The 12215-nt window shown below is 65.7% G+C and carries 11 protein-coding genes; 3 read left to right on the top strand and 8 right to left on the bottom strand.

The window, feature by feature from the left end; translation table 11 throughout:
- Positions 1-29: 29 nt before the first annotated feature.
- From AArcSl_RS01815 to AArcSl_RS01800, 4 genes are all read right to left on the bottom strand, one after another.
- Entirely contained in the window at positions 30-2186 is a 2157-nt protein-coding gene (locus AArcSl_RS01815) for a heterodisulfide reductase-related iron-sulfur binding cluster (RefSeq protein WP_119814162.1), read from the bottom strand.
- Positions 2187-2264: 78 nt separating this feature from the next.
- A complete protein-coding gene (locus AArcSl_RS01810) occupies positions 2265-2996 on the bottom strand; it encodes an energy-coupling factor transporter transmembrane component T family protein (protein WP_119814159.1) in 732 nt (243 codons plus the stop codon).
- Positions 2989-3717 (bottom strand): energy-coupling factor ABC transporter ATP-binding protein, encoded by a 729-nt coding sequence (locus tag AArcSl_RS01805; RefSeq protein ID WP_119814156.1) that lies wholly within the window; start codon positions 3715-3717, stop codon positions 2989-2991. The genes AArcSl_RS01810 and AArcSl_RS01805 overlap by 8 nt, the downstream gene beginning before the upstream one ends.
- A gap of 45 nt (positions 3718-3762) precedes the next feature.
- Positions 3763-4344 carry a biotin transporter BioY gene (locus AArcSl_RS01800; RefSeq protein ID WP_119814154.1) on the bottom strand — a complete coding sequence of 194 codons (582 nt, stop codon included), beginning with the start codon at positions 4342-4344 and terminating at the stop codon, positions 3763-3765.
- Positions 4345-4426: 82 nt separating this feature from the next.
- Here AArcSl_RS01800 and AArcSl_RS01795 point away from each other — a divergent pair, with 82 nt between their 5' ends.
- Positions 4427-5029 carry a conditioned medium-induced protein 4 gene (locus tag AArcSl_RS01795; RefSeq protein WP_119814151.1) on the top strand — a complete coding sequence of 201 codons (603 nt, stop codon included), beginning with the start codon at positions 4427-4429 and terminating at the stop codon, positions 5027-5029.
- Between the two features lie 32 nt (positions 5030-5061).
- Positions 5062-6357 carry a hypothetical protein gene (locus tag AArcSl_RS01790; RefSeq protein WP_119814148.1) on the top strand — a complete coding sequence of 432 codons (1296 nt, stop codon included), beginning with the start codon at positions 5062-5064 and terminating at the stop codon, positions 6355-6357.
- Positions 6358-6383: 26 nt separating this feature from the next.
- Here the strand turns inward: AArcSl_RS01790 and AArcSl_RS01785 are convergent, their stop codons facing one another.
- The 4 genes from AArcSl_RS01785 to AArcSl_RS01770 form a co-directional block, all read right to left on the bottom strand.
- Entirely contained in the window at positions 6384-7961 is a 1578-nt protein-coding gene (locus tag AArcSl_RS01785; RefSeq protein WP_119814145.1) for a tryptophan--tRNA ligase, read from the bottom strand.
- A gap of 13 nt (positions 7962-7974) precedes the next feature.
- Positions 7975-9081 (bottom strand): tRNA-intron lyase, encoded by a 1107-nt coding sequence (endA, locus tag AArcSl_RS01780; protein ID WP_119814142.1) that lies wholly within the window; start codon positions 9079-9081, stop codon positions 7975-7977.
- A gap of 77 nt (positions 9082-9158) precedes the next feature.
- Positions 9159-9926, bottom strand: coding sequence for a topoisomerase DNA-binding C4 zinc finger domain-containing protein (locus tag AArcSl_RS01775; RefSeq protein WP_193588490.1), 768 nt, complete (start codon positions 9924-9926; stop codon positions 9159-9161).
- A gap of 71 nt (positions 9927-9997) precedes the next feature.
- Positions 9998-11548, bottom strand: a complete 1551-nt coding sequence (locus AArcSl_RS01770) for a DUF790 family protein (RefSeq protein WP_119814139.1) — start codon at positions 11546-11548, stop codon at positions 9998-10000.
- A 121-nt stretch (positions 11549-11669) separates the two neighbouring features.
- On the opposite strand from AArcSl_RS01770, the gene AArcSl_RS01765 reads away from it, so the two are divergent.
- Positions 11670-12170 carry a hypothetical protein gene (locus AArcSl_RS01765; RefSeq protein ID WP_119814136.1) on the top strand — a complete coding sequence of 167 codons (501 nt, stop codon included), beginning with the start codon at positions 11670-11672 and terminating at the stop codon, positions 12168-12170.
- The last annotated feature ends 45 nt before the right edge of the window (positions 12171-12215 follow it).

Below are 12215 nucleotides of genomic sequence, written 5' to 3'. Positions count from 1 at the left end.
GCCGAAAAATATCGGTAATAAACACCCGATCAGGCCGCCGCCTCTCCGCTTTCCTCTCCGATCTCGAGCGTGCCGTTCGCCTCGAGCGCTTCGATCAGCAGTTCGGCGACGTCGACGATCTCTATCTCCTCTTCGAAGCCGCCGGTCTTGCGGCCGTCCTCGTACATGGTGGTACACATCGGGCAGGCGACGACGAACTTCTCGACGGTGTCGCCGGCGGCGGTGTCCTCCAGCGCCTCGCGGAGACGCTCCTCGCTGGGTTTCGTCTCCTCGTCGATGTCGAGCCAGAGCCCTCCGCCGCCGCCGCCACAGCAGTAGGAGTCGTTCCGGTTGCGCGGCATCTCGTGGAGGTCGGCGCCGGTCGCGCGGATGACCTCCCGAGGCGCCTCGTACTCGTCGTTCATCCGGCCGAGGTGACACGGATCGTGGTAGGTGACGGTGTAGTCCAGTTCGGCTCCCGAGAGGTCGAGTCGACCGTCGGCGACGAGCTCCTCGGCCACCTGCGTCCAGTGGAGCACGTCGACGGCGCCGTCGGCGTTCCACTGTTCGTCGTACTCGAACGGCATCACCGGATCGTCGGCAAAGGCCGCGAAGTCGACCTCGGGGTACTCGTTTTTCATCGTGTTGTACGCGTGGGGGTCGGTACAGACGATTTTCTCGAAGTCACACTCCTCGAACGTCTCGACGTGGTGGCCCGCGAGTTCGAGGTAGAGGAACTCCTCGCCGACCCGGCGGATGTCGTTGCCGTCGAACTTCTCGTCCTCGAAGAGGATGCCGAACTCCACGTCGGCCGCCTCGAAGATCCGGGCCAGTGCCCGGGCGACTTTCTTGTTCCGGTCGTCGAAGCTCGGGTAGTCGCCGACGTACCAGAGGTACTCGACTTCCTCCTCGCGGGCGTCCTCGAGGTCGAACTCCAGTTCGTCGGCCCAGTCGGCGCGGGCGCTCTGCTGGTTGCCGAACGTGTTGCCCCGCTGCATCACGTTGCCGAACACGTCCTGCATGCTCGGATCGACCATCCCCTCGTCGGTGATCTGTCGGTTCATCCGCGTGAACGACGAGAGGTGCTCGATTTCGACCGGACAGGCGTCCATACACGCCATACACGCCATGCACGACTCCATCGTCTCCGGCTGAATCACCCCGCCGTCGGCGATGATCGGGACCTCCTCGCCGCCGTTGTCGCCGTCGAGCGACTCCCGGTACGTCTTCAGATCGAGGATGACGTCCCGCGGGTCCAGCGGCCGTCCGGAGGCCTTGGCCGGACACACCGACGAACACCGACCGCACTTCGTACACGCGTCCTGGTCGAGCAGTTCCTTCCAGGTGAAATCGTCGATCGATTCGGCGTTGGTCTCCTCGAGGTCGGCCGGCACGTTCGGTAGGCGCGTGCCCGCCTTCTCGTCTTTGGCGACGACGTTCGCGAACGACGACAGGATGTGCAGCGGCTTGCCGTACGGGATCCACGCGATGAACGCCAGCGCTACGATCGCGTGGGACCACCAGGTCCACCAGTACGCGGTCGCCGCCAGTTCGGGGGTGACCCCCGCCGCCATCATCGCCTGTGCCATCCCGTAGCCGACGAAGCTGACGATCTCGTTTGCGCGCTGGGGCTGACCGATGATCGAAAGCGCCTGCGCGAGGAAACCGCCCACACCCAGGAAGAACAGCGACCACACGAGGAAGTCGTCGTCGAGGTCGGTGTGTTTGCCCCAGACGCGGCCGTCACGGTTCCTGTACCGCCGCCAGATGGCCATTCCCAGCCCGACGACGAACAGGAGGCCGAACAGGTCGACGACGAACTGATAGGAGAGATAGAAGTCACCGACCCAGAATGACTCGCCGAGAAGCAGTTGCCAGCCGTACTCGTCGAACGCCAGGATCGACGTCGCGATGAGAAGCACCAGGAACCCCCACAGGATGAACGTGTGCATTATCCCGGCGTAGACGTCCCGATCGAACAGTTTCTCGTTCGATCCGACCATCTTCGTCGCATCCAGTATGCGTCCGGGGAGGTCGTCGAGCCGCGGGATCGGATCCTCCGATCCCTTCGTGTATCGGGTGACTCGCTCGTAGGCCCCGTACAGGAAGATCAGGATCGCGACCGCGGCGAGGAAGTAAAACACCGCCTTGCCGGTCGGACTGATCGTCCAGTACGTTTCGCGGGTCGCCGCCTGTAGAATCGTCATATATGCTCACGTGGTCACGCACAGGTTAAATCTTGCCAAGATTCTATTAATGTGATTAAGTAGGTGGTTTATTAGGGTCTAAAATATTGGTGAATTATCTACGAGAACGAACGCGACAACGACCACTGATCCCAGAGTCAGCAGGTAATCGACCGGCGAGAACAAAAGCGCCGGAAGCGTCGGATTCCAGGAGAAACACCGTGCCCGAAGTCCGAGCGCGAGCCGGTCCGCCCTGGAGAGGGCTCGCGAGACGCCACCGACGGCAAGCAGACCCATCCGCTCGCGGAGCGACCGGTTCTCGCCCAGGCGGGCACGCATTGCCCGTCGCGCGGCCAGCAGTTCCCGCCGCAACGGCGGCAGCGATCGAGCCGTGACGGCGACGCCGACGCCGAGCAACTGACCCGGACGGCCGGGAACTGTCCGCTGGATCGCCGCCCGTGACTCCCGGATCGACGTCGACCGGACGTACGCTGCGCTCACGAGCAACACGAGCAGAACCCGGTAGGAGGCCAGGCCGGTGACGAACGCGTCGCCCATCGAGAACCACGGCGGGCCGACGGTGACGCCGGCGACGATCGGCGCCACGACCAGAAACGGAAGCGCGAACCGGAAGCCGTACAGCGTGTGGAGCGGGCCGGTGCCGGCGGCGAAAAGCGTCGCGAGCGCGACGAACGTCAGCGCCGCCAACCCCTCCGGCGTGGTGTAGGCGTACGCGGTGGCGACGAACGCGATCTGGGCGGCGAGTTTCGCCCGCGGATCCAGACGGTGTGCGATCGTGTCCTCGGGACGATACTGGAGCACGCTACTCATGCTCGTGCAGGGGAACGCCGAGGGCTGTCAGCCGATCTGCGACCGCGGGATCGGGAGCTGCGTCCCCGCTCACGTCCGCCTCAAGCGCGATCTCCCCGTCGGCGAGCGCGACGACGCGGTCGGCCAGTTCGATCACGCTACCGACTTCGTGTGTCACGACGACCACCCCAGTTCCGTCCCGATGAAGCGCCCGGAGCCGGTCCCGGACGGTCTCCCGCGTCGGCGCATCGAGCCCGGCGAACGGCTCGTCGAGGACGAGGTGGGCCGGCTCCATCGCCAGTGCCCCAGCGATCGCGACCCTGGCGCGTTCGCCGCCGGACAGCGCGTCGATCCGTTCGGCTTCTCGCCCGTCCATTCGCACGGCTGCAAGCGCCGATTCAACGCGGTCGCGGATCTCCGGACGGGGAAGGCCGAGGTTCTCCGGCCCGAAGGCGACATCGTCGCCGACGGTTGCCGCGACGAAACAGTCGCGGGGGTCCTGAAACACCATCCCGACGGCAGTCCGGGCGGCGACTGGGTTCGATCCGACGTCCAGGTCGTCGACGCGGACCTCCCCCTCGTGGGGCGCGACGAGTCCGTTGAACGTCCGCACGAGGCTCGTCTTTCCGGAGCCGTTCGCCCCCACCAGCGCGAGGAATTCGCCGTCGGAGACCCGGAGCGTGACACCGTCGACGGCGACGACGTCGTCGTAGCTCACGGTGACGTTTCGGGCTTCGATCATCCGCGATCAGTCCGACCCCGCGTCGGCGACAGTCGAGTCATCGATTCAAACCGCTGCGAGGCGATCCGAGTGTACGATCCCGACGGCGGCGGCGATCTTCGCGGCCTCGAACGGGACGAAAGCGGCCGCCCCCAGGAGGAACGCCTCGACGAGCGTGAGCCCGAGCACGGCCGCCATCACGACGGTCCCGATCCCGTAGATGACGACGACGCCTGCGACCATGGCGCCGACGAGGAGGGCGACGCTCGCCTCTTTGGGTGGACGGGGTTCGATTCCACGGTGGACGATCGCGCCGACGACGGCGGCTGCGATCGGGTACGACCACAGGTAGCCCGCTGTCTCTCCGACCAGTACGCCGAGGCCCGCGGTGCCGCCGGCGAACACCGGCGCCCCCAGCGCGCCGGCCGACAGGTACAGCACCATCGAGAACCCGCCCCACGCCGGTCCCAGCAGGATGCCGGCGAGAAACACCCCGAGCACCTGCAGGGTCACCGGAGCCGGCGAGAACGGCGTCGGGATCGCGACGTACGCGAACGCCCCGACCAGCGCGGCGACCAGCCCGGCTCTGGCGAGGTTCGTGACGGTGCCTTCCTCGACGAGTTCGACCGATTCGGCCCTCGTTGCCATGGATGCCCGTTTTTCGGGACGCGCTTGAACCCTGTGATTCGAACAGCAACCTTTTATATGTACGACACGTTTTTTCGGAGCCATGGACGAAAAGACCGAAGAGCTACGGGAGATCTTCATCGACGCCACCGGCTCCGAATCGGTGACGGAAACCCAGATGGAGTCGCCCGGTTCGTTGACCGACGGGGACGAGGGGGCGGTCCTCGAGCGGGTGTCCGAGCTCGTCGGGACGATGCGGGAGCGGTACGAGTTCGACTCGTCGCTGTCCGACGGGGAACTCGTCGACGTCGTTCGGTGCCACTTCGACGGCGCCGCCGACGACACGATCGCGGAGCACCTCGGAACCGAGCCGCAGGAGGTGTTCCGTGCCCGGATGGACCTCCATCTGGTCACCGACGGGGACCGGGAGGCGCCGTTCGAACTGGAGACGCTTATGGAGCTCCACGCCGACGACGCACCGATAGAAACGCGGATCGAAACGCTCGACGCCGACGAGGAAACTGTGCGGCGATATTCTGCGGTCGTGGACGCCGACATGGAGTCGACCCGGGCGAACGATCGGTTCCGCGACGAGTTCCGGGGGCTTTTGACCGACGCGGACATCGAGGGGCCGCTCGCCCAGGACGCCCACGAGGACGGCCTGGAGGAGGCGACCGAGGACATCGAAACCGACGTTTCCTTTTAAGTATTCGGCGCGATAATCTCACGGGTGCTGCCATGGCCCTCCACAGACGACACCTCCTCGCTGCGACAGCCGCTGCCGGCGCCGGCGTTTTCGGCGTCGGCTACTGGCAACGGCGGCGACTCGGACGGCTTCCGACGATACGCGCACTCGACAACGTCGTCGAAAGCGAGGTTCCGAGAATCGAAGACGACCCGATCATCACCCCGTCACTGCTCGAAGCGTCATACGACCGGACAGACGAGCGGTTCGAAGAGATCGAAGCGCGTCTCGAACCGCCGTACGATCGATATTCCGAGGAGTTCATCGAAAATCTCCGGACCCGGCTGGCCGACAGGGCCCCCGAAAACGTGACCATCTGGCCACGTGGCGCTCCAGCCATGCATTACGCCAACCGGCAGGCGCTTTTCACGTATCGCCGGGTTCGGGGGCGTCTCGCCGGGATCCTCGCCTACGAGTCACCCGAAGAACTTCCTCCGGAGACCTTCCAGGAACGGTCTGCGATCGTTGGCCAGCGCATCGATTCGTTCGCAGTCCCCTACCAGGGAACCACGCTCGGGGAGTCTATCATTGCTGGTGCAACTATCGAGTCACTGGTCGGCGCTGCCGAGAGTCACCTCGAGAATGCAGGTGAGAGAGACGAATACGCACACCGGTGGCGAGAACTCGAACGAGCGACGGCGGCGATCGAAGACGCCGAAGCGTTCGCCACTGCCCGGAATGGAACGGACTACGCCAACGATGTCCAGCGGATTGCCGACGGACTCGTCGCCGAATACGACCGGCGCAGGGAAGACGCCCCCGATCATCACGATGTCTCCGGAATCGACGACGCCAGGTCGACGTTCGTGTTCTCGGCCACGACGCCATTGCAACGGTCCATGCGGAACCTCGGTGCAACTCCGTCGATCGCAAGAGGACTTCTCGAAGACGGTGACTTTGCACGCGCAGCCTTCACATACGCACTATTGCTCCCGACCGTGCCGTTGTACGGGGCGTTTGCGGACGTCCCCGACTTCATCTGGTGGGAGGAGTACGACTACGAACTCGGGGCGGAGCCCGCGGACCTTCGCGAGGAGAAGCAGGCTACGATCGATGTGGTCGAACAGTATCTCGGTACCGAGGATCCGCTTGTGTCACTGTTTGCAGCCGTTCCGCTCGGTGCGCTGCGACGGACCGACAGCCGGTTGGATGGCCTCATCGAGGACGCCCACACAGTCGACGATAGCGAGTGGGCGATGCAACTCGATAGGGCGCTGCTTCTGTACGAAGGGGCACGCCGATATGCAGAGGCGATCGGTGACGTGATCGACCTCGTGAACGAACTGTAGCAGACGTCGGGTTCGATCGTCCGACGTCAGTGCTCGTCGCCGGGAACGCCTCGCCGTTCTGCCTCGAGTTCGACGTCCAGATCCTCCAGGATCTCTTCTGCTTCTTCGCGCTTTTCCTGGTGCTCTGTGAGGAACTCCCGCATCAGTTCGGCGGCCTGTTCCTTGCAGCCGCCACAGAGCCGCTCCCCGCCGACACACTCGTCGTACACCCTGGTAGCGAACTCGTCGTCGTCGCCGGCCAGCAAATAGGCATACAGTTCATACACTGGACAGTCGTCGGCCTCGCCGCCGAGTTCGCGCTGTAGTTCGGCGGTCTCGCGCCCCCCGGTGGTCGCCGCCTTCACCTTCTCGTACCCCTCCTCAGGGTCATCAAGCAACGAGATGTGGCTCGCGGGGATCGACGATGACATCTTTCCGCCCGTAAGCCCCGTCATGAACCGGTGGTAGATCGACGAGGGGAGCATGAACCCGTACCCGCCGTGGTCGATCTCGATTTCGCGGGCGAGCTCCTCGGCCTCCGGTCGGGACAGGTCAAAGCTGTCGACGTGCTCGTCGAAGACGCGCTTGTCGCCCTCTACCGCCTCGATCAGCGCCTCGAACGCCTCGTCGGTGGCGTTGCGGTCGAGGAACCGAACCCGGGGCCGGAGGGGCTCTTTCCCGGCGGCCCGGAGCTTCCCGACCACCGACTCCCGTACCGGTGACTCCTGTTGGTTCGTTTCGAGCCAGTCGGCTGCGTCCTCACACCGCGGCGGTTCGTCGGAGCCGTCGTCCGCGGAACCGTCTCGCGACAGCGCCTCGTACGCCCGAGAGAGCAGTCCGCGCTCGTCGGGGTCGACCTCGAAGCTCGCGAACGCCTCCGTGATCCCGAAGTAGCGCAATCGCGCGGCCAGATCGCGGGCGAACCGGACGTGTGGATCCTGATCCGGTCCGACCGGGATCACCGTTGGCTTCGGCTCCGCCAGCTGCGGGTAGAGGATGTCGGCCATCTGGGTGACGACACTTTGCATGTGCGAGATGCTGGTGTCCCCGCCGAAGCCGTAGATCGCCTGGAACTCCGAGAAGTTGGCCTTCGAGCCGAGTTCGAAGGCGAGATCCCGAACCTCCGTGTTATCCGCCTGCCGGTAGAGTTCGCCCTCTTCGGGGTCGAACCCGAGCGCGATCAACGACAGCAGATAGTTGCGGGCGTGTTCGTCGATCTCCTCCCAGGATATCCCCCGCGCGGAGTGGGCCTCCAGGTCCGCGATGAGACCGTAGGTGTCCCCGCCCTGTTCCTGGTGCCAGATCAACTCGTCGAACACGAGCTTGTGGCCGATGTGGGGGTCGCCGGTCGGCATGAAGCCCGACAGCGCCGCGAACGGCTCGTCGTTTGCCATCGCCCGGGCGACCCGATCGTACTCCCGGTGGCCGAAGATGACGCCCCGGCGCATCAGGTAGTGGGGGTCCGGCACTCCCGGCAGGACCTCCTCGAACTCTTCGATGCCGAACTCCTCGAACAGCTTCCGGTAATCCGAGACGGTCGAGGAACCCCACGGGTCCAGCGCCAGGTCGTCCGCGCCGGCTGCCGTGTCGCTGCCTCCGTCCGTGGCTTCGGTCTCGTCGGTCATGGTTGGGCTCCGGTCATGGCGTGAGTCGAGCTACCGAACGGTACTCGACTGTACTCCCGTCGGTCAACGCAAAAACCATTCGCTTGCGAACGCCGCCCGCCAGCCGGACGTCCAGCGACAGTTCGCGCGGGTCGAAGACGTGCTCCGGCGGCAACACTCGAACGAGCGCCTCCGAGTGAGGGAGCTCCTCGACCGACTCCACGTTCGCGTACGTGCGGAAGTCGGCGCCGAATTTGAATCCAGTCTTCGGAACGATCTCTGCGTCCCTGAGTTGCCGGTACACTCGGAGCCGCCGATCGAACCGGTCGCCCTCGACATCGCGTCCCCGCTCGACGATCGACGCGAGCGCCGGGGAGTCGTTCGTCGACTCGTCCCCACCGATCACGGCAGAAAGCGACAGCACCCCCTCGGCTGCGAGGGAGGCCGCCTCGACCAGCGACAGCTGGAGCGCGTCCTCGACGGGGCCGGTCCGGCCGGACAGCGGCTGGCCGTAAAAACCCCGCTCGTACAGCGGTTCGGGAGCGTCCCAGACGACGACCCGATCCTCCAGCAGCACTCCCCCGATCGTCGCCGGGAGTTCGTACGTCGTCGATCCGTCCAACGCCTGCGTCCCGGTTTCGAAGTAGGTGAGATCGCTCTCCTCGTCGACGATCGCGAGCACGCCCGACAGCTCGACTGCCGGAAGCCGCTCTCGCTCGCCGACGACCCGAACCCGGTACGCCACCGATCCGTTCGGCGGTCCATCGCCTCGATCGTACACGGCGAAATCGGCTCGTCCCGGCGCGTCGGGATCGAGCGCCCGCTCGCCTGGCCACCCGTCCCGAACCGGCGAGAGATAAAACCCGCGCTCCCGGAGGTCCGCATACACCAGAAAGCGGAGCGCGAACCGGTCGCCCGCCGCGGCGGCGTCGACGAAGAACTCCTCGAACGCCAACGACTGCCCGTCGACCTCGACGCCGTCGAGATCACCCCGAAACAGCAGGTGTGCCGCCTCGACCCGGGTGAGGGCGATGTCGTTGCCCCCCAGCGGTCGACCATACCCCCTGGCGTCGTAGAAGCGCTGGCGCGCGTCCCCGCCGACGTGGACCTCCCCGTCGTGCAGGGTTCCGTGGATCTGCATACGGGATCCCGGACCGGCGGCCGCTTATGACCACCGGTCCGGTCGCACCGGCACGCCGTTGCGGTCGCGATCGGGTGTCACTCGCGGTAGCTGTCGCAGGTCCCGTCGAGACAGCGCTGTCCGGTCGCCGTCTCGAAGACCGGGAGCCCGCAGTCGCACAGGCCGACGACGACGCCGGCGGGGATCGAGAAGGCGGTCTCGCAGTCGGGATAGCCCTCGCAGCCGAAAAACGGGCGGCCGTCCGTGACCCGGATCCGGAGGTCGCTATCGCAGTCGGGACAGTCGAACGCGCGATCGTATCGTTCCCGGATCCGGTCGTTCAGCGACTCGCAGCTGTAATCGAGACACACTTCGAACGTCTCGCCTCGCTCCACCCGGATCTGCGGGAGCCCGCAGTCGTCACACCGCTTTTCGAGCACAGTTGCCCCAGCAGGCAGCCCGTAGCGCATCCCACAGTCGACGCAGGCGACGTCTCCGCCGGTTCTCGCAAGCGTTCCCGCACAGTCGGACTCGACGCAGTCGCCCACCGGAACTCCCGCTTCCCCGACCGGAATCGTTCGGACGGCCCCTTTCCCGCACGACTCGACGGTGAGGTTCTGGTCGCCGGTCCGGGCAGTGATCGTGAACTCGGCGTCTCCAGTATCCGTCCCGTCGCCGTGATGCTCGACTGTCGCCTCATCGGGTCTGGTTAGCCACGCGACCGGCTGGTAGCCGTCCGCGTCGTGGACCAGCACGGTGTCGTCGGGCTTGACCATCACGACGACGTATCCGTGCTGTGTTCTCGACCGGGTGCCCTCGAACGTGGTCGTACACTCCCCCGCGAACAGTCTGAGTTCGCTGGACATGGCACGGTGTCGTCGCGTCTTCGGGTTTCAACGCTCGGGTTGTACCAGTGATTCCGGGCGGAACCGCCGAATCACTTCTTTCGCCGACGGAGTCGACCGCCGCCGAGACCCTCCCATTCGATCCGATAGCCGAGTGTAGACAGCACCGCGCTCGCGTCCGAAAGCCCCCTGGACTCGAGAATTGACTCCACGTCCGCCAGTGACTGCCCCGGTTCGAGATTCTCGTCGATCTCCGACAGGACCGCCGGCCGGACCAGGGTTCGCCCGACGACTCGATGCTCCGGAAACGCCTTCTCCTCGACGGCGGCGACGCTGACGCCGAATTCGGCGGCGACCTCGACGAGGGAGATGACGTCGGCATCGGGAACCACCTCCTCCGGGACGCGCTCGGCCTCGCGTTCGATAAACCCGGATTCGTATTCGCGGAGCACGTCGACGACGTCCTTCACGCGGACGCTCCCCGAGTAGGTGACGACGCGGTGGTCCCGGGCTTTCACCTCCGCCGCCGCCTCGCCCGTTTCCGTCCGCCGTTCGGTCGAGGATTCCGGATCGAGTCCGAGCGTCTCGTCGACCGCGACCAGCAGCTGGACGTCCTCGACGTTCGCCAGCTGATCGAGCTTCTTTTCGACGTACGACGGCGTCCAGAAGCCCATCACCTCGAAGAACACCCGGAAGTCGGCGTGCTCGTAATCGAACGCGAAGTCCGGGATCATCACGCTCGTGTTGACCGACAGCGGCTCCGGCTCCCGACGGAGCTGCCAGGGACGGTCGAGCGCCTCGAACCGCGCAGCGAAGTCTGCCTCGACGCCGCTGTCGTAGGTCGGCTCCGCGATCGGCTCCCCGGTGGGCGGAACCACGTCTCCGGTTTCCAGTTTCAGCTCGCGTTCGGTCCCCCGGTCGTCGATCGTCGCCCGCAGCGACCACTCCTCGGCGCTTGCGACCGAAGCGAGCAACCGGGCGAACGCGGTGCCGTAGCGACGGGTCCGGCCGAACAGCGCGTCCGGACCGGTGACGAAAAGCGTACGCCCGACTTCGGTGTTCCGGAGTTCGTACAGGAGCCCGAGCCGCTTTACCGCCGACACGAGCCTGCGGGGATCGCTGCTTTCGATCCGGACCTCGGTCGCGTCGAACAGCGCGGTCTGGGCCAGCGAGAGGTTGTAGCGGTCCAGCAACTCGTCGGGACTCCACGGACTCTCGAAGGACGCGAGGTACTGGTTCGGCTCTCGATCGGCGTACAGCGACTGCTCGATGTCGTCGGGATCGACGCCGAGGCGTTCTGCGGCGTCGGAACGGGCTCGCGATCGCTCCTGTTCCGTTGCGACTCCGACGGCTTCTGCACGTTCGAATGCAACCCGACGGGCGCGCTCCGGAGGGATCGGCGCGCGGGTCTCGAAGACAGCCTCCCGGTCGAGCAGCGATGCGAACCCCCGGACGAGCTTGAAGTCGTCCGACTCCCGCTCGAGTTCCTCGATCGCGGCGTCGAGACGCTCGCGACGCTCGCCGACGTGGCCCTGGTATGTCCCGATCGCGCGTGCGGCGAGGGGTCGCTCCTCCCGTCCCACGAACTGTGGATGATAGCCGCCGCCGGCCCGGGAAACCCGGAGCAACTCCTTTCGCAGCACGGTCCAGGCTAGGGGATTGCCGGATAAATATGGTACCGTTCGCGGCACCGACCGCGCTCGAACGCGCCGTCGGACCGGCGAGGCCGGAGTGTTTTCATACCGGAACCCGAAACGAGTGGATATGCGACGGCGTCGACTCCTCGGGACGAGTGCCGCACTCTTCGCTGGGTCGGTGGCGGGCTGTATCGGTGACGAGCGGTCACCGACGGGACCCCGGACCCCACCCGACGCTCCCCGGGAGGAGTCCCTCGAGGAAGACGTCGATCCGGCAGGGGAGGACAGGGAAACCGACGAGGAGGGCGACACGCCGGACGATCCCGACGAAGAGGACGATCCGGAACCCACCGATCCCCCGGGAGATCTTCGGGTCGACTCTGTCGACTTCGAAGCGGACGAGGAGGAGATGCTGCTGGTGACAGTCGTCGTCGAAAATGTCGCCGACAACGAGCGGGATGGTCGACTCATTGTCAGGGTGTTCGCAGGCGAGGAAGAATTTGTGGTGACCCGCGAAATCACGGTGGCTGCTGGTGATGTCGAGAGCTACGAGCTGCGTCCCGGGGTCGAGTACGAGCGATTCGCCGCCGACGGTGTCATCGACGCGACCGTGCATACAGCCGAGTGATTCGAAGATGTATAATACGTCGCAGACGGAACTCCCGACCGTAGC

This window comes from Halalkaliarchaeum desulfuricum (assembly GCF_002952775.1).
Classification (GTDB): Archaea; Halobacteriota; Halobacteria; order Halobacteriales; family Haloferacaceae; genus Halalkaliarchaeum; species Halalkaliarchaeum desulfuricum.
This window is presented reverse-complemented; position numbering and strand designations above follow the sequence as displayed.